15 protein-coding genes and 2 pseudogenes are annotated in these 17,645 nt (G+C 38.9%); 5 read left to right on the forward strand and 12 right to left on the reverse strand.

Annotated features, from left to right (window positions below):
• Positions 1-45 precede the first annotated feature (45 nt).
• Positions 46-1,221 (reverse strand): acetyl-CoA C-acetyltransferase, encoded by a 1,176-nt coding sequence (locus tag QNH43_RS21550; protein WP_283915601.1) that lies wholly within the window; start codon positions 1,219-1,221, stop codon positions 46-48.
• Positions 1,221-2,165, reverse strand: a complete 945-nt coding sequence (locus QNH43_RS21555) for a 3-hydroxyacyl-CoA dehydrogenase family protein (RefSeq protein WP_283915602.1) — start codon at positions 2,163-2,165, stop codon at positions 1,221-1,223. Before QNH43_RS21555 ends, QNH43_RS21550 begins: the two co-directional genes overlap by 1 nt.
• A 258-nt stretch (positions 2,166-2,423) precedes the next feature.
• Between QNH43_RS21555 and QNH43_RS21560 the strand changes: the two genes are divergently transcribed.
• Together QNH43_RS21560 and QNH43_RS21565 are read left to right on the forward strand one after the other, a co-directional pair.
• The gene (locus QNH43_RS21560) at positions 2,424-3,200 is read left to right on the forward strand and encodes a 3-hydroxybutyrate dehydrogenase (RefSeq protein ID WP_283915603.1); all 777 of its coding nucleotides are present in this window, start codon (positions 2,424-2,426) and stop codon (positions 3,198-3,200) included.
• 301 nt (positions 3,201-3,501) lie between these two features.
• Positions 3,502-4,344 carry a CBF family alpha/beta fold macrolide esterase gene (locus tag QNH43_RS21565; protein ID WP_283915604.1) on the forward strand — a complete coding sequence of 281 codons (843 nt, stop codon included), beginning with the start codon at positions 3,502-3,504 and terminating at the stop codon, positions 4,342-4,344.
• Positions 4,345-4,414: 70 nt separating this feature from the next.
• Here QNH43_RS21565 and QNH43_RS21570 read toward each other — a convergent pair whose 3' ends face one another.
• Positions 4,415-4,582, reverse strand: coding sequence for a YjcZ family sporulation protein (locus QNH43_RS21570; protein WP_283915605.1), 168 nt, complete (start codon positions 4,580-4,582; stop codon positions 4,415-4,417).
• A 551-nt stretch (positions 4,583-5,133) separates the two neighbouring features.
• Positions 5,134-5,313 carry a DUF4083 family protein gene (locus QNH43_RS21575; protein ID WP_283915606.1) on the reverse strand — a complete coding sequence of 60 codons (180 nt, stop codon included), beginning with the start codon at positions 5,311-5,313 and terminating at the stop codon, positions 5,134-5,136.
• Between the two features lie 849 nt (positions 5,314-6,162).
• Between QNH43_RS21575 and QNH43_RS21580 the strand changes: the two genes are divergently transcribed.
• Both QNH43_RS21580 and QNH43_RS21585 read left to right on the forward strand, forming a co-directional pair.
• Positions 6,163-6,909 (forward strand): hypothetical protein, encoded by a 747-nt coding sequence (locus tag QNH43_RS21580; protein ID WP_283915607.1) that lies wholly within the window; start codon positions 6,163-6,165, stop codon positions 6,907-6,909.
• 88 nt (positions 6,910-6,997) lie between these two features.
• Complete coding sequence (locus tag QNH43_RS21585; RefSeq protein WP_283915608.1) at positions 6,998-7,921, forward strand: hypothetical protein; 924 nt, start codon at positions 6,998-7,000, stop codon at positions 7,919-7,921.
• A gap of 520 nt (positions 7,922-8,441) precedes the next feature.
• On the opposite strand, the pseudogene QNH43_RS21590 reads toward QNH43_RS21585, so the two are convergent.
• The 3 genes and pseudogenes from QNH43_RS21590 to QNH43_RS21600 all read right to left on the reverse strand — a co-directional run bounded on the left by QNH43_RS21590 (position 8,442) and on the right by QNH43_RS21600 (position 10,484).
• Positions 8,442-8,896, reverse strand: a pseudogene (locus QNH43_RS21590) (SRPBCC family protein).
• A 151-nt stretch (positions 8,897-9,047) separates the two neighbouring features.
• Positions 9,048-9,920, reverse strand: coding sequence for an AraC family transcriptional regulator (locus QNH43_RS21595; protein WP_283915609.1), 873 nt, complete (start codon positions 9,918-9,920; stop codon positions 9,048-9,050).
• A gap of 117 nt (positions 9,921-10,037) precedes the next feature.
• Positions 10,038-10,484, reverse strand: a complete 447-nt coding sequence (locus QNH43_RS21600; RefSeq protein WP_283915610.1) for a GNAT family N-acetyltransferase — start codon at positions 10,482-10,484, stop codon at positions 10,038-10,040.
• 240 nt (positions 10,485-10,724) lie between these two features.
• Here QNH43_RS21600 and QNH43_RS21605 point away from each other — a divergent pair, with 240 nt between their 5' ends.
• Complete coding sequence (locus tag QNH43_RS21605) at positions 10,725-10,904, forward strand: small acid-soluble spore protein H (protein ID WP_283915611.1); 180 nt, start codon at positions 10,725-10,727, stop codon at positions 10,902-10,904.
• Between the two features lie 244 nt (positions 10,905-11,148).
• On the opposite strand, the gene QNH43_RS21610 is transcribed toward QNH43_RS21605, so the two are convergent.
• The 5 genes and pseudogenes from QNH43_RS21610 to QNH43_RS21630 all read right to left on the reverse strand — a co-directional run bounded on the left by QNH43_RS21610 (position 11,149) and on the right by QNH43_RS21630 (position 17,551).
• Entirely contained in the window at positions 11,149-11,844 is a 696-nt protein-coding gene (locus QNH43_RS21610; RefSeq protein ID WP_283915612.1) for a hypothetical protein, read from the reverse strand.
• A 501-nt stretch (positions 11,845-12,345) separates the two neighbouring features.
• Positions 12,346-13,620, reverse strand: a pseudogene (locus tag QNH43_RS21615) (IS110 family transposase).
• Positions 13,621-14,353: 733 nt separating this feature from the next.
• Positions 14,354-15,361, reverse strand: coding sequence for a ketoacyl-ACP synthase III (locus QNH43_RS21620; protein WP_283915613.1), 1,008 nt, complete (start codon positions 15,359-15,361; stop codon positions 14,354-14,356).
• Positions 15,362-15,682: 321 nt separating this feature from the next.
• Entirely contained in the window at positions 15,683-16,195 is a 513-nt protein-coding gene (locus tag QNH43_RS21625) for a DUF3189 family protein (RefSeq protein WP_283915614.1), read from the reverse strand.
• Positions 16,196-16,441: 246 nt separating this feature from the next.
• Entirely contained in the window at positions 16,442-17,551 is a 1,110-nt protein-coding gene (locus QNH43_RS21630; RefSeq protein ID WP_283915615.1) for a D-alanyl-D-alanine carboxypeptidase family protein, read from the reverse strand.
• Positions 17,552-17,645 lie beyond the last annotated feature (94 nt).

The following is a 17,645-nucleotide window of genomic DNA, read 5'->3' on the forward strand; positions in this document are numbered from 1 at the left end:
TCTGAAGTTTCCTCCATTATATCATAGGAAAATGTGGCCAAGTCATTACCGTTCCACAATCAGCGCAGTTCCCTGTCCGCCACCGATACATAATGTGGCAAGGCCGGTTTTTGCATCCCTTCGCTTCATTTCATACAATAAAGTCACTAAGATGCGGGCACCGGAAGCACCTACCGGATGACCAAGAGCTATCGCACCGCCATTTACATTCACTTTCTCCGGATTCAGTTCAAGGTCTTTAAGCACGGCGAGTGATTGTGCCGCAAAGGCTTCATTCACTTCCATCAAATCAAGATCATCTATTGTCAATCCCGCCTTTGCCAAAGCCTTCCTTGTCGCAGGCACAGGACCGTATCCCATGATTTTCGGATCAAGCGCAGCGTTTGCATATGACTTAATTGTCGCTAATGCTTCCAGTCCCAGCCCGTCCGCTTTTTCTTTAGACATCAGGACTAACATCGCACCCCCATCATTGATTCCGGATGCATTTCCTGCCGTAACCGTTCCATTTTCCTTAAAAGCAGGACGCAGCTTCGCTAGCTGGTCGATCGTCAGCCCATGACGCGGGTGTTCATCTTGGTCCACCAAGACCGTCTTTCCTCTGCGTTTATATTCAACCGGTACGATTTCATCTGCAAATCGTCCTTCAAGCTGTGCCTTCTCAGCCTTCAGTTGGCTCTCTAAAGCAAATTCATCCTGCTTTTCACGGCTGATTTCCCACTGCTCGGCGATATTCTCCGCAGTCACGCCCATATGATATTGATTAAAAACATCCGTCAAGGCGTCATATGTCATGGAATCGACTGCTTCGGCATTCCCCATTTTCTGTCCAAAACGATAATTTGGAAGTAAATATGGAGCATTGCTCATGCTTTCAATTCCCCCGGCAAGAATCACATCAGCATCACCAAGGGCAATGAATTGCGCTCCCATTATTACCGTACGGAGGCCAGATCCGCAAAGTTTATTAATGGCCATGGCCGGCGTCGTTTCCGGAATCCCTGCATGAATCGCAACCTGACGTGCCACATTTTGCCCTAATCCAGCAGATAGAATATTCCCTACCAATACCTCATCGATCATGTCAGTCGAGATATTTGCCCGCTTAATCGCTTCCTTGGCGGCCACAACTCCCAAGTCAACCGCCGACACATTGGCAAGACTGCCTCCAAACGCACCAACTGGTGTTCTTGCTGCCCCTACAATCACTACTTCTCTCATCATACTTCCTCCTTCTCCATTTTTAATTTTCCCAGTTTAATAAAATTACGGTCCCTCTCATTGATCTTCTGAGAAACGGCAGATCCTTCATACGTAAAAATCCCTTCTCCCGACTTCGTCCCAAGTTTTCCCTTAGCCACCAAATCACGAATCAAATCAGGGGCCTCCTTACCTTGATCCAATACCGGTGCAACATTATCAAAAACGCGCTGCCATGTATCCAGTCCGCCAAAATCAGCAATCTCGATCGGTCCAGTAAATGCCCAGCGAAAACCAGGTCCAGCCGTAATCGCCGTATCGATATCCTTAGCATCGGCAACGCCCTCTTTCAATAGATAAAAGGCTTCCCGCATCAAGGCAGTCTGGAGACGATTGGCGATGAATCCCGCTATCTCTTTTTTCAAGAGAATCGGAGACTTGCCGATTTTACGCATTAAATCCATTGTTGCCTTGACGATTTCGGGCTTTGTTTCGTCATGCTGAACAATTTCAACCAACGGAACCAAATGGCCAGGATTAAAGAAATGCGTGATGACCATTCTGTCCGCAAACGAGGCCTTCTCCTTCAATTGAGAGATCGGAAAGGTCGAGGTATTGGAAGCAACAATGGCATCCGGTTTGATCATTTCCTCCATTTGCTGATATAGATTCAACTTCAGCTCGATGACTTCCGGAATCGCCTCAATGATAAAGTCAGCATCCCTTACAGCCCCTTCCAAATCTACGCTATACGTAATATTCGCTAAAGCAGCTTGCTTTTCCTGATCAGTCAAGGCCCCTTCCTCAATGAGCAGTGATAGATTCTCAGAAATTCGATTTCGGGCATGGTGTAGCAACTCTTCCTTTATATCGTTAATGGTGACGAAATACCCGTTAACTGCAAAAGACTGAGCGATCCCGCTCCCCATTACGCCTGAACCGATAATGGCTATTTTTTTAATCATCCAGCTTCCCCTTTCCGTTTTCCATTACCTTTATTTACTCATCTTTTTATCTATGCAATATTTATGCCAAAGATAGGGTGGAAATAAAATTCTTTTTTTATCTTGAAAATCATGATAGACTCTTACTCATTAACCTAAACCATATTTTTATAACCTTCCCTTTATATTTCCAATGGAGTTTACCTTGTGAAATATTCCCTATGTACGACATAAAATGACAGACCTGGACCATTACATTTTTTATTGGAGGAATGTAATATGGTTAAAGATAAAGTGGCGATCATTACCGGATCCGCTAGAGGAATCGGTTTTGAGATTGGAAAGATATTCGCTGAAAATGGCGCAAAGGTCGTTTTGTCCGACCTTGATCAAAACACAGTGGAAAAAGCTGCATTGGACCTAAGGAATCAAGGCTTGGAAGTTATCGGCTTAAAAGCGGACGTAACAAGTGAAGAGGATATCATCCAGCTAATCAAACAAGCTAAAGACAAATACGGACGAATAGATATTTTCATCAATAACGCCGGCCTTCAGCATGTTGCTCCAATCGAGGAGTTTCCAACTGAAAAATTCGAGCTGATGATCAAAATCATGCTGACCGCGCCATTCATTTCAATCAAGAATGTTTTGCCGATCATGAAAGAACAAGGCTTCGGCAGAATCATCAATATCTCTTCCATTAACGGCCTGATTGGATTTGCCAACAAAGCAGCGTACAATAGTGCCAAACACGGTGTAATCGGATTAACGAAAGTCGCCGCCTTGGAAAGCGCCTCTTTTGGCATTACCGTCAATGCCCTTTGCCCAGGATACGTAGATACACCACTCGTCCGCGGACAACTGGAGGATCTGGCGAAAACAAGACAAGTGCCTCTAGAAAGCGTTTTGGAAGAGGTCATCTATCCACTTGTCCCACAAAACCGCTTACTCGATGTAAGTGAAATTGCCGACTACGCCATTTTCCTCGCTAGCGACAAAGCACGGGGCATCACAGGCCAGGCAGTCGTGTTAGATGGCGGATATACAGCTCAATAAATGAAAAATGCATCTGCAATGAACCCCGGATAAATGACACCAAAAAAGGTGCTCTGTATTCGGGGTTTTTCTGTCTTCATGAATTGTGGAAAAATTTGGTGGTACAAAGAACTCGCTCATGTTACAGTAATATAGGGACCTTTCCCATTTTACAAATAAAAAGGAGGCCTCGTCATGATTATTAAGTGGGTTAGACTGCGATAATTAAAAGCGCAGGCCAATCATCATGCTCCGGAAAGAATTTATTGATCTGCGCCATGGTAACGGCTATTGGATAATAATTAATACGGAGGTAAAAAACATGAGTGAACAGATACTGAAAATAAATAAAGTGGATATATGTACAGAAAGTTTTGGAAACCCAAAGGACCCTGCTGTGCTTTTGATCATGGGAGCGATGTCTTCATTAGACTGGTGGGATGATGACTTCTGTCTCCGCCTCGCTGATTCGGGGAGATTTGTCATTCGGTACGATCATCGGGATCTGGGACGATCGGTCAGTTATGAACCCGGTACCTCCAACTATACAATAACGGACATGGCTGACGACGCCGCGGGTGTCCTGGACGCTTATTCCATAGAACACGCTTCTATCGTCGGGATGTCCCTAGGCGGTTTGATCGGCCAGATTCTTGCATTAAGATATCCGGAACGCGTAACTACGCTTACGCTAATAGCATCAAGTGTGTTCGGGACTGTAATGGAAAAACTGCCTCCAATGGACCAAAGCATATTGGATTATCATGCGAAGAGCGCTTCCATGGATTGGTCAAATCGGGAGGCGGCCATCGCTTATCTTGCGGATGGGTGGAAAACTTTAGCCGGCTCCAAACCTTATGAGCAGGAAAGAATGTATAAACTGGCAAAAAGAGAGGCGGACCGCGCCAAACATCTGCCGAGCAGATTTAATCATGCCTTGCTTGCTGGCGGAGACGAATATTATGATAGAATGGGTGAGATATCCGTACCCGTCCTCATTATTCATGGCACAGAAGATCCAGCCTTGCCATACGAGCACGGGCTTGCTCTTGCAAAAGCCATCCCTCATGCAGAATTAGTGACTCTTGATGGATCAGGGCATGAGATTCATAGTGAAGATTGGGATGAAATTATCGATTCAGTCATTAAGCTTACTACGCGATAAATTAGTACGAGAATAAATTAGTCATAAGAGAAGCCGACCAATAAAGGTCGGCTTTTTTTAATTACTACTTTTAGCAGAAACCGCCATATCCTTGTACGGGGCTGCAATCTCCGCCACCGCCGAAACAAGCCGCTCCAACGATGATTAAGAGTATAAACAAAACGACTATAAAAGCGAAGCCGCCACCAAATCCACCAATATCATTACAACTACTTGATTCATGACCACAATTTGACAATAGAAACATCTCCTTATTCGTTTTAGGAGGAAGAAATTAAATGGGTTAATTCAACTTATGTTCCAATTAGGATAATGACACAAAAATCTCCGGAAACTTTTTATCAACCCCACTTAGACCATTTAGGAATCCAATTATCTCGTTCAACAATATCAAGGATCCATGAACCAGCGTAAGAAGGAACAGGGGTAGCTACTTTGATTGGAAATTTCCTTTATGGCTTACCAGTATCACTAATTGCTGAATTTACATCAATGAGGTATTTCAATATTCGTTTCTGGTTATCTGGATTAATACATATTGGTTTTGGATTGGCAACATACTTTATTGACCCAGGAGGTTTCTTTATCTTTGCTGTCATTTGCTCCATAATCTTTTTTGCACTAGATGAAATCACTAAAGTATGTTCGGCTTCTTATTGGACTGACCTGCGCCGATAGTTTCATAAGAAACTCAGATCTTCAGCTAACCTGCCCAGTTTAGTTCTATAAAACTTACTTTAGAGTGACATAAACTGTGTAAGAACAAAAAAATGAAAAGGATAAAAGAAATTAATCTCTTCTATCCTTTTCAAGCAGTTCAATTACTCTATCAAGTTTTTGTTCTATGCTATTGGATTTGTTTGACCTTGTAAGGAGAGACCGAACAAAAAAGTAAACAGCAAAAATGATACCGAACAACAAAATAAATATGATAAGTTGATATACTATATCACCGGTATTGAAACCCAATGAACTCCGCCCCTATCTTTTTTGTATACTATACAGAACGTATATAAGCTTCTCAAACTATCCTCCGCCGTTCGTTGCATTAGAAAAAGGCAGCCGATCAAACTCCACTATTGAAGTAAAGCACATTTCATTAAGGATTCAAAATAATTTTATCCTTTTTTGTATAATTATAGCATATGTTTCTTGCGTAGTTCGATAACACTACGGCTGTCTTGCTACCCTGGCTATTTAGTTCTTCAAGAGAAACAACAATATATATCAGAGCTGATTTTAAAAAAAAGATATAATTTTATATTCTGATTTAGAACATCCGTTCTTTTCAAATCGCTGAAAGAGATTTGATCCGTGACCAATCAGCCGGATTAGAAAAACGGTAAAACGCACCTTGGCACACTCCTGTTTTTTAACAATATTAGTTAACCGTTGAGGTTCCCACTATAACCCTCATAGATAAACGAAACTTCGTTTAGACGCCTTAAAAAGAGCGTAGGACTTCTTGTTCACTTTCCGAAAAGTCGAGCAAAGGAGCCCTTTTTGCGTTTATCAGTATTTTCGTAGGCACCGCTTTTCAATGTTTATCTTTTTGCCTCCCTTTTGGATTCATCCATTTCTTTACCTCGTCCCATACTTCCTCAAAACCTACATTATGTACCTATAAATATTTACGGTTTGTCCAGAAAAATAGGTAACATGTCCAAGCAATTGCCTTAATTTATTAATACTATATTTTGTAACTACTACGAAAATACTTTTGGCAGTGCTTTAGTACGGTTCGATACTACACTCCATTTTATTTTCGAAAAAAAAAGAGTTACAAGAAAGGATTGTGATTTTGTGGGAAATTTCGGTATGAATAATCCGATGCACAGCAACTGGGGTTCTGCATGTTCCGACAGAGACTGGGGTTTTGGGAGTGATTCAAGATTTGATCGTCATTCAAAATCTAAAAAGCCATGTAAGGTTTGTAAGTCTGACGACGTTTCTGCTTGCGATTGCAATTTTACAGCTCCAGCTCGCCAACTTGCTGCACCATTAAACAGCGACTGTGTCCTAGTTAATTCAGTTGTAGGCTCAAAAGCGGTACAAAAGGTTGCAGAAGCAACATTTCCTTTTACCGCGTTTACTCCTGCAATTCCAGCAGGATCCACTATTGTTTCGGTAGCTGTTACACCGAATCTAGCTGGTGTTACACGTAACACGACAATCATTAGGGACAAAGTCGTTAACATCGGGCTTATTCCTGTAACTATTGTGGTAACATTTACGCCACCAGGATCAACAACACCTGCAACAGCCACACTTACAACGAGTTTACCATTCCAGGAGCATACAGATTTTCCAGGTGCCTGCCCTGAGGATACAGTAATAGAACCCCCATTAGTAGTAGAAGGAATCTTTGCCCAACCAGGCGTTCCAGTCATCGGCACAACGGGCCTTGTTACTGCCAATGCCATTTTAGTCAAGATTGTACTACGTACTACAATTACAGTTGTTCGACCAGTTATTGTAGATAAACACGGTGGTATTTGCGACGTAAATGAACGTCGTTGTGAAACTACAACTACTCCAACAACTAATACTCTTGCTGCTCCGTAAATGACTGTGTTGAGTAATTTTTAATCTTGACTAGCAAAGCCCTCTCTAAATCGAGAAGGCTTTGCCTTTATTTATAGGGTAGAAAGGAGTGACATTTCAATGTCTTATCACGAGGATTGTTGGAAGAAAAATCACTGCGATAATGAACATCACCACGATTGGTGGAAGAAAAAATGCTGTGATGAGGACCATCACCATGATTGGTGTAAGAAAGAATGCTGCGATGAGGACCATCACCATGATTGGTGGAAGAAAAAATGCTGCGATAATGAACAGCACGATTGTTGCAAGAAGAAAAAACGCTGCGATAATGAACATCATGATTGTTGCAAGAAGAAAAAACGCTGCGATAATGAACATCATGATTGTTGCAAGAAGAAAAAACACTGCGATAATGAACATCATGATTGTTGGAAAAAGAAAAAACACTGCGATAATGAACATCATGATTGTTGCAAGAAGAAAAAACACTGCGATAATGAACATCATGATTGTTGCAAGAAGAAAAAACACTGCGATAATGAACATCATGATTGTTGCAAGAAGAAAAAACACTGCGATAATGAACATCATGATTGTTGCAAGAAGAAAAAACACTGCGATAATGAACATCATGATTGTTGCAAGAAGAAAAAATACTGCGATAATGAACATCATGATTGTTGGAAAAAGAAAAAATGCTGCGATGAGGACCAACACCACGATTGTTGGAAGAAGAAAAAATGCTGCGATGATGAACATCATGATTGTTGGAAGAAGAAAAAATGCTGCGATGATGAACATCATGATTGTTGCAAGAAGAAAAAACATTGCGATGAGGACCAACACCACGATTGTTGGAAGAAGAACCGCTGCGATGATGACTGTTGTGGTAATTGGTAGTTTGTTAAATGGAAAGTACTTTGATGACGTACTTGATCAAAGTACTTTTTTTAGTTCCCAAAAGATGAGTTATTCAACTTCACAAATGCCTCTGAAAACAAATACATATCCTTCGTCAATCTCATTCTAATTGTCTCAAGAAAGTTGTTCACGCCCATCTTACTTCAACTACCCTGCCCCTTTATTCTTCTAGAGAATCAACAATACCCTATACGAGAGTGATTTTTAAAAAAAGTAATAATTTTACACTTTTACACTGGAACATTTGTTCTATTTATGTTATTCTTATAAAAACAAATAAAAAGATCAAATCGCTGCAAAAGATTTGATCCGTAATTATAATTAAAGGTCGGTTGTATCCGCGGGCCTTACACGGTTGTACCGCTGAGCCGAGCCATTTGCTAACGTTCAGGGTGCCGGTGATAAAGACAGCTCCGAACTTCAACTAAAGCACCCGTTCGTTCATTAAGAACCGGTAATTTTTAACAATTACAGCTATTAATCAATCATTACTCCCCATCGGTCTGTTTGCCCGCCATAAGGTTTACTTAGTCCTTTTTGTATATCAATAATATCTTCGTAATTTAAAAGCATTTATCTCTTCTGCAACAAAAAAAGACAGCAGCCCCTGATATTTTCATTAAACAAGGTTAGTGCACATTCTCGGCAATCTTTTTCAGTGCCTTTGCACGAGAAATGATAAATTCTCTCATATACTTCTCTAAAAACAACTTATCAGCTAAAACTCCAATTGGACCGAACGGTGACTTATATTGAAATTCATCTATCATTATGGTTCCGCCCGATTCTTCCATAAACTGATGTGTGTGCACGAAGGAATGGAAGGCTCCCTTCACCATAATATCCACGAACTTATTTGGCTTTTCCATTAATGTCACTTGGGCTTTCAGCCTTTGTTTAATACCAAGTGAATGGCTTCCCATGTTACAGTATCACCCTCCTCTAATAGCCCTTCTGTCACACCATCAACAGCAACTTCCTTCGTTTTCGCTGTCGTTTTGGTATGGATATCCACGCTCCTTGCAAGATCAAAACATAAGTCAACTGGTGCTTTAATAAATTGTTGATGTTCAATAACAGGCATTTCCCAATCTCCTTATACAAGCACTTTCTAACCATCATTATAGCTCGTTATAGCAAATAATACCTAGCCCTTATTCCATTATCCTGCCCTGCTTGTTCCATACAAAAAAGCTGCCTTAAGACAGCTTTTCGAATAAATCTTTCGTCCATCCTCACTTTTTCAAAACGGGGATCCATATTTCACTTCTAAATGTTGGTGAGGTTATATCTTTATTTTCGTTCCAAAGGATTTCCGGTCCTTCCCTTTGTTCATAGTTAGAGGATGGAAACCATTCGGAATAAATACGCCCCCATACATTTTGCAGTGTTTCAGGAAAGGGACCTACCGCTTCGAATACTGCCCATGTAGATGCATCAACTTCAAGCTGTGTTAAGTTATCTGGACATTCCCTCGTTGTCGCTGCACCGATATAATGATCAAGCTCCCCTTTTTCCTCCATTCGGCCTTCGGAAAAATTCGCAGATGCACTAAGCAGCCCCAATGGCTCGACATTCGATAAGTTTTTAAGTTCATTTATCGTTTTCTCGTCTAAACTTTTCCACATAGATGCAATCTCTGGATTAACCCCGTTAAAAATGATTGGAACTCTTTTTTTAATTCCAATAATGTGAAATGCCTCTTTTTCTTCAATTCGATAGTTCATTTCACTGCCTCCTTTAATGGATAATTGGAAGGACATCGGTGGATAGGCTTTAAGTGAATGGCCATTACTTCTCGCTTCTGATGGTGTGATGCCATGCAAATGCTGAAACGCTCTTGCAAAAGAATCAGGTGAGCTGTATCCGTACTTTATCGCTACATCAATGACCTTTATATTGTTATCTCTTAGTTCAAACGCCGCAAGTGTAAGTCGTCTTCGGCGGATATATTCGGATAGTGAAATACCAGCAAGGAAGGAAAACATCCTTTTAAAATGATATTCCGAGCAATAAGCTATCCTCGCAACTTCTTTAAAGTCAATTTCGTTCGTAAGATTTTCCTCAATGAAGTTAATGGCACCATTCATATTTTTTAGCAAATCCATTCAATGACCTCCTTATATCAAAAGAATAGCAGGACTTGAAACGAATCATCCGACATTCTGTGCACGATTATGCAGGGTCTAATCCCTTTCGCACCCGTTATTGAAATAAACTTATTGTTAAAATGGAGATTTACGGACTTTTTGCATAAATAGCTCTGGATTATCGATCTGATTAAAACCGTATTTTTTATATAATGAATGTGCATCATTAGTAGCTAACATAAACCTGCGAACCCCTTCCAGCTCGGAATGGTTGGTGATGACATCCATTAACCATTTTGATAATCCTAATTTACGATAGTCAGGCAATATAAACACGTCGCAAAGGTATGCATGTGTTGCTAAATCTGTTATTACCCTTGCAAATCCAACTTGTTCACTACCCTCATTACCTATTTCACCTTTATAAACCCCAAAACATAAGGTCGTATTTTCAATTGACTTCATTACTGTTTCCTTTGTTATTCCCTTTGACCAGTAAGCTTCTTGATTCAAAAAATTATGTATTAAATCTACATCTAAATACTTTTTATCAGTAGAAATCGAAAATCCTTTAATATGCATTTTTACATCCTCCAAAACTTTTTTAATTTTCTGTAATTATACCAAACAACAGATTTTAATCTTTTGAACTGGCTTGCCACGTTAGTCTAAATGATTATAAGCTGCCTTAAATATAACTCGAACTTCAGCTGACGTTAAGTAAGGGTGTAGATTCTTGGAAGAATTTTAATTACAACAAGTATATCTAAGTAATTCGGAACAAATATTATACATGTTGCAAATTCAAAGGAGGTGGCTAAAATGAACGCACAACGAGCAGAAGAAATTGCTTCTTCACCAAATATGGTTAATGTAACCTATAATGAGGAAAGTATCTACATTGAGCATGTGGATGAACAAAGTGGAGTAGCTACAATCCATCCCCTTGATGACCCAAATAAAAAACAAAGTGTTTCTGTAACCAGCTTAAAAGAACAGTAATTTCCTCGATTCAATAATAAACCTCCACTTTCGGGTGGCGGTTTATTGTTCGATTAAGTTCAATTACCATCTTATTTAACAATCTATCCCCTTGTTGAACTAAAGTTACATAAAAAAAGGCTGCCTTAAAGACAGCTCTGTTCTTCAGCTAACGCACCCGTTTAAAGAGGGTTTGTGTAAAAGAAGTTAATATATGTGTTTTTTCATGAGATGTTCAACTCTCCCTGTCTTTGTGATCTTGATTTTACTTAGATGATTTCATTCCTTTTTTCTGAGTAAAAAACATATCATCCGAAGCTACAGTAGGAGTTGGGTCTGTATTTACATCTGTAATTTGACATAATGAGATAGCTACATTGGCTGTAATGCCCACTCCGAAAAGAAATAACTGACCAAACACAATGCCAAGACCCGTCCTCTCCACGTTAAAGTTTTCAGCCACAGAACCTTGACTTAGTCTGATATCCACCGAAGATCCAACAAGGGAATCAAACAATTGCCTAAGAGGTCTTTCTCGACAGTCACATTTCCCCTGAAAATTGACCGGGCGCGTTAAGTTGATATTCGGCCCTGGGGGTATAATAGCGACCGCCACCACGTCCGCAATGCTGACTACAGAAGTTGTCATGCCATCCGTAACGGTAACCAAAAAATCATTTACATCAGTGATAGTGACAAAGAACAAAAGAGGAACAGTGTTTGGTGGGTCTGCGACAGTGAGGAGAATTACAGTTTGCCCTACCAGCTGCCGTAAGACGGACTGAAGTGGAGAAACACAACAGTCACAAAGAGTCCCACAAGGTCTTGGAGGAAAGAAGTTACACCCTTGCGGAGGTGTTAGTTTTTCTAAACAGGAGTTTAATAATTGATGTTTCTGTAATTTCGTAGTTTCTGGTTTAAATTTTGATGAAAAAAATCGATTGTTTGTTATTTCAATCACCCCTTTCTAATTCAATATATTTTCAACTTCACTAAACGCCTGTGAACTTACCCATTTTTTTGTGTTAGAGAAGAGATTCTTATTAAACTCCCTCAGTTTGATGCGAATATCTCTCGAATGCTCACTTATTCGCAGGATTTCATAACCCTTGTAATTAGACTTACGGGTAAATGAAATGAGTTCAGGTCAGTTAGGATTCGTGAAGGCATAGTTAAATAAAGGAGTCAGGCTATAACTCCATATTTTACCATATAATGTACATCTCCACGCCGCCCCTGGAGGCTTTCCCTCCCATGTCTCAACGGGTCAATTGCCCTCTCATTCCTTCGTCATGCCTATCCAAGGGGTGGAGGCCAGTTATGCTAACCTGATGGGTCACAGTGCCCTTTTGTTCAAGAAACCTGGTACTCGTACATATTTGAAATCCTACGAATAAGACAACATTCAAAATTAAAGTTAACTATTTTTAATGATACATTCTATATAACTAATGTTTTATTTCTATGCTGCTAAAGGGACTAATACTTGGACTTTATTTGGACAATAAGACTCGTTTCGTCGTGCTATTCCTACAAAAATCCTTGCTAGTTTACCTATCAGTTTCATGATTGATTTCATTTTCTTTATCTTCTTTACCTTCACATTATGGGAATGGACGGCTTTAAACTCAGGGTTATTCATCACAAGGCTCATAGTTGCTAAGTAGAGGAATCGTCGTAGTCTTGACCTTCCACGCTTTGAAATGACAATCTGACCTTTCCATTTGCCTGAACTTGCTTCAGCTAGATGTAATCCCGCATGCCGTAATAGAGAGTTTCCGTGAGAGAAACCACTTAGATCTCCTGATTCACCCAGTATCCCAGCTAATGAAACTTCACTTATTCCTTTAATCATAAGTAGTTTTTTTGAAAATGGGATTTTGTAGAGAACTTCTTTAACTTGTTGTTCAACTCTTTCGAGTTGTTTGACAGCGAGGTCATATTCCTCTAATAATTGTTCTAAATGGAATTTATAAGCATCAAGAGCTTGTCCGGTCCCAATAGAGGATTTTGCTAGATTGATTAGTAATTGAGCCTTCTTGGGTCCTGGTTGTCATTTCATTAAAGACTTCCAACCCCTCATGACATCTAGTGTTTCTAGTGAAGATATTTCATCCGGTGTAGGAAATAAACGAAGGGTTGCGATCGCCCCTTTGCACGTTACATCTTTAAACACTTGTCTGAGTTCAGGAAAGACCACATCCACCCATCGATTTACTTGATTAATAGACATCACGAGACGTTTAACAATCACATCACGATTAGACATTAGAACTCTAAGCTTCTCAAAGGATTCTGATGATGGGTGAATAAAGGAATAGTAGCCGTTTTTGACCATATCCGCGATAACGAGCGCATCTTTTTTATCACTCTTAGATTGGGTATTATCACGATTCTCTTTATTCCTTTTTACTAAGTGGGGATTGACTGTTACAACCTCAATGTTTTGGTTATATAACCATTTTGAAAGGTTAATCCAGTAATGGCCTGTAGGCTCCATACCTACTATTGCTGCATCTAAGTTTTTTAATCTTTTTAAATCATGGATCCATTTTAATAGTTTAAGGAACCCTTCTTCATTATTTTCAAATGTAAGAGGGTCTCCAACTACAATTCCACGGAAGTTAACTGCTCTTGCAACGTGTAGTTGTTGAGCGATATCCACACCAACAATAAGGTGTGTATCGGAAATTCTTTCTATTAGTTGATTTTGTTTGTCTTGCATTTTAAAATTCATAGTAGGGCTTCCTCCTTAAGACTCTGAGTTAGATTGGACTCTATACTCGTATCTTACTGAGGGGCTCTATTTTTTTCAAACCTGATATTTAACAATCTACAGGAATGCTAACCTGTCCCGTTATGCATAAAGAAAAAACTGCCTTAAAGACAGTCAATCTTAAGCAAACGCACCTGATATTCAACAAGGCTAAATAATAAGTTACTAAAGACAAGAATTTTTTAAAAATATAATACGTATTTTCCTTATACTTGCGCATATTAAAAACAATAACATTGAAAGCGAGATGGATACGTATTGTCTAAACAAGGGATGCAAAACAAGGATCAAACGAGAAAGCAAATCGAGAAACAGGATAAAAGAAATGATGTTGAACTAGGTAATGAATTTCAAATTGGGAACACAAGTTCACAGAGCCCAAAAAAAAGTGGACGTCAAGTAAATAAAAAATAACCCCGATCTTTCGGGGTTATTTTTTCTATTTTGTAAAATCGCCATTCAATTTTCTGAAATAAAGCCGACAGCACTGATCTTCAGCTAACGCACCCGTTGGTTTAAGTAGAATGTTTCACAATCCTTCTCGAGGATAAAGTTTATGCGTCATAAAATATACTCCTCCACAGAAAATTTAAAGTATTAAGTTCCTCAATAGTAGTGAAAGAAATGCAGCATTTCCATAAGTACATCCCTAACCATCAAATCACTATTTAGCTAAAAGATTACTTAGTATACATCACAACGGTTTAGGAGTATTAATTTGTTCGTCAAAATTTAATTCTAAAAGTTGTCCAGCGTGAACCAATCCCGATCCAAATCCGTACATAAGAACTCGGTCTCCATTTTTGACTTTTCCCTTACGGATTCCAAGATCAAGAGCTAAAGGAATGGTAGCAGCAGAGGTATTTCCAAAGTTGACTAAGCTATAAAGCGTTTTTTCCATTGGGTATTCTACTTTTTCGCAAATTGGCTCTATCAACCTTAAGTTAGCACTATGAGGTATAAACCAATCAACTTGATCTAAACTCGTTTGCGTTTTTTCTAATATCTGTCTTATACTCTCAGGAACATTCCTTACAACCCATCGAAAAACTTCTCTACCATTTTGTACAAGATATTGAGTATCTATTAACTCAATCCCATTGATCTTTTTTGATAATCCAGGCCGATATACATGTTGTGCTCCTCTCCCATCACTTCCTAGATGGAATCCAATGAAACTTTTTGATTGTTCATCTCTTTCAACTAATACCGCACCAGCACCATCACCAAATAAAACACATGTATTTCTATCTGTATAATCTGTAATTTTTGAGAGTGTGTCTGCTCCAATAACTAGTACCTTTTTGTGGAACCCAGAAGAAATTAAACTGTGTGCTGTATGTACTGCATAAACAAATCCTGCGCACGCTGCACTTAAATCTATGGCACCTGTTTGGGATATATTTAATTGGTCCTGTATGATACTTGAGACAGATGGGAAAGGTAAATCTGGTGTGCTTGTTGCCACAATAATCATATCAACATCTTTGACTTTTTTATTATATCTGTGCATTAAATCTTTTACTGCAGAAACGCATAAATCACTGGTAAATTCATCAGGACGAGTTATTCTTCGTTCATGAATCCCGGTTCTTTGAATAATCCATTCATTATTTGTTTCGACCATTTGCTCAAGTTCAAAGTTTGTTAATTTTTTTTCTGGAACATATGTCCCGATAGCTGTTATTCTCGCCCCTATCATATGCTCACCCCATATATTTATTAGTAGTTAGTATTAATACCTGGTACTAATTATAACAATTTATATTGTTAATAATCAATTTAAATTCCTTTTTTTTTCTAAAACAAAAAATACTTACTCCATATTGAAGTAAACTGCCCCGTTGCATAAAGAAAAGCTGCCTTAAAGACAGCTTTATCCTCAGCTAATGTACCCGTTAAATGAACAAGTACTACCTCTTCTATTGCATTTATCCATCCAGAAGCGTAACAAAAAAAAGCCAACATCAATTGTTGACTTAATATATATATCGACATTTAAGTTTATTAAAATTTATTATTATTACTTATATACCTCATTTTCCAATATAATCACTTTTTCCCCATTCGCTGCTTTCCCGATTTGTTTCGTATTTTCAACCAGCCGAAAAATATTATCACAGCATTGTTTGGCACCTATAAGCAATAATGGTACACCTATAAAATCAATTTTTAATGCTCTTGATAAAAATCCCCCTATAGACATGGCAATAGGTACGGTTGGAGATGTATTGGAGAATACTATTACTTCGTTAAAATGAAATTTCTCTTCCAGTAGTAAAGTCAATTCTTTTAATGCTGGAACCACAAGTTTTTCTCTTTTATGTCCAATTGTATAAACTGAGTTGCCATCTTCATCGATCCCGCGAAAAATTAGCTTTCCAGCATCTTCTTTCGTTAATTTATTAAAATATTTTACATTTAATATTTCTTCCGAAGTTAATTTTCTTTCCGATTGAGGTAATTGTTTTAAATGATATGCGGCAGCCAACGACGTGGTATGTGTACCCCCATAATCATTATAGATATACATCATGAAATCATCCCTAATAGTTTTATTTAACACTATTATGGTCATATACTCCATTTCCAATTCGGTTACGGTACTTTTATAAGAATATTCCTGTCCTCGGATTATAAAGGCCTAAAATCATAAAAATAAGAGTACACCTATTTGTCATTATAAGTGCACTCTCTTATTGTTTATATTACTTATAAGCTGGGTATGTATAGACAGCAACGCCTCTGATAGCCAGTCAGTGAGTTTCTTTAGTAACGAGTGCTAAAATCCTCCCAATCCTAGAAATGGGACAGAAAATTTTATTAGCTCATCATCGATTGTTTCTTTTTTAATCGGGGCAGGCAATACTGAGTTCCTGACATCAGCGACCTTTTTAAGGTCAAAGGATTCTATTGGTTCCCCTTCTTGGTTCATGATTGAAAGTATTCCATCATTACTCGTTTTAAGACTAGGTTGATCACTGATTAAATGAGTATAGTATAAGTCTTCGTTCAGCGTGTAGGAATTAGAATAGTCCGCTGAAAAAAGTTTGCTTTTTTTATCAATTTTGCCTGATTTAAAGTTGTCAAAGCCATAGTTGAATAAAAGCTCAGTATCAGAGTAGGCAACCTTGTCCGAAGGAGCTTTCAGAGTGACGGCAATCAAGTCTTGTTCTCCCCTAGTGGCCGTAGAAATCAGGGTGTAACCGGATTTACTGACAAAACCGGTTTTCCCGCCGGTTATTCCCTTATAGGGGAGTTCGCCTTTTAACATTTTATGATGGGTAACTAAAGTTGTGTCCCATGTTTCCACTTCCCATGGTAACTCCTTCTTACCAAAATACTCACGGAACGTTTCATTTTTCATTGCATATTGGGTAATTTTCGCAAGGTCACTGGCTGTCGTTACATGGTCTTTGTCAAATAATCCATGGGGGTTCGTAAAATGAGTATCGGTGACGTTCACTTCTTTTCTTAAAAACTCATTCAAATCTTCCATGAACAGTTTTTCACTGCCAGACATATGCTCGGCAATTGCGATGGCTGCATCATTTCCGGAGTTGATCAGCATTCCTGCAATTAATTTGGAAAGCTCTATTTCCTCCCCAGGTTCAATAAATACCGAAGACCCGTCTGCCTCCGCTGCTTTTTTGCTTATCGTCACCAGTTCATTCTGATCCCCGTGTTCTATAGCATATATAGCCGTGGCAACTTTCGTTAGACTGGCTGGATACATCCTTTTATTCATATTTTTTTCGTATAATACATTCCCGCTTTTCGCATCAATAATGATCCCTGCTTCACTATTGAGAGGTAAGTCAGATTCTGCACTTACAGTCGTAGAGGCGAAGGGGATTAAAGCCAAGATGAAGATGAAGAAAAACTTTCTCATATGCCTCTCCTTTAATGATAGTAAAATTCTATATAGTCATAATAAAATAAATTTGAAAGTTAAAAGATGTTTTATTGAAAGTGAAATACAAAAG

The organism is Peribacillus simplex, from assembly GCF_030123325.1.
GTDB lineage: Bacteria > Bacillota > Bacilli > Bacillales > DSM-1321 > Peribacillus > Peribacillus simplex_D.

What these genes read in the sequence shown, in the direction of transcription:
- QNH43_RS21595 (WP_283915609.1), bottom strand. Translation starts at nt 9,920, where the DNA reads ATGGATTTGCTAAAAAATATGAATGGTGCCATTAACTTCATTGAGGAA.
- QNH43_RS21605 (WP_283915611.1), top strand. Translation starts at nt 10,725, where the DNA reads ATGAACGCACAACGAGCAGAAGAAATTGCTTCTTCACCAAATATGGTT.
- QNH43_RS21600 (WP_283915610.1), bottom strand. Translation starts at nt 10,484, where the DNA reads ATGCATATTAAAGGATTTTCGATTTCTACTGATAAAAAGTATTTAGAT.
- QNH43_RS21620 (WP_283915613.1), bottom strand. Translation starts at nt 15,361, where the DNA reads ATGATAGGGGCGAGAATAACAGCTATCGGGACATATGTTCCAGAAAAA.
- QNH43_RS21580 (WP_283915607.1), top strand. Translation starts at nt 6,163, where the DNA reads ATGAATAATCCGATGCACAGCAACTGGGGTTCTGCATGTTCCGACAGA.
- QNH43_RS21560 (WP_283915603.1), top strand. Translation starts at nt 2,424, where the DNA reads ATGGTTAAAGATAAAGTGGCGATCATTACCGGATCCGCTAGAGGAATC.
- QNH43_RS21555 (WP_283915602.1), bottom strand. Translation starts at nt 2,165, where the DNA reads ATGATTAAAAAAATAGCCATTATCGGTTCAGGCGTAATGGGGAGCGGG.
- QNH43_RS21565 (WP_283915604.1), top strand. Translation starts at nt 3,502, where the DNA reads ATGAGTGAACAGATACTGAAAATAAATAAAGTGGATATATGTACAGAA.
- QNH43_RS21625 (WP_283915614.1), bottom strand. Translation starts at nt 16,195, where the DNA reads ATGATGTATATCTATAATGATTATGGGGGTACACATACCACGTCGTTG.
- QNH43_RS21630 (WP_283915615.1), bottom strand. Translation starts at nt 17,551, where the DNA reads ATGAGAAAGTTTTTCTTCATCTTCATCTTGGCTTTAATCCCCTTCGCC.
- QNH43_RS21550 (WP_283915601.1), bottom strand. Translation starts at nt 1,221, where the DNA reads ATGAGAGAAGTAGTGATTGTAGGGGCAGCAAGAACACCAGTTGGTGCG.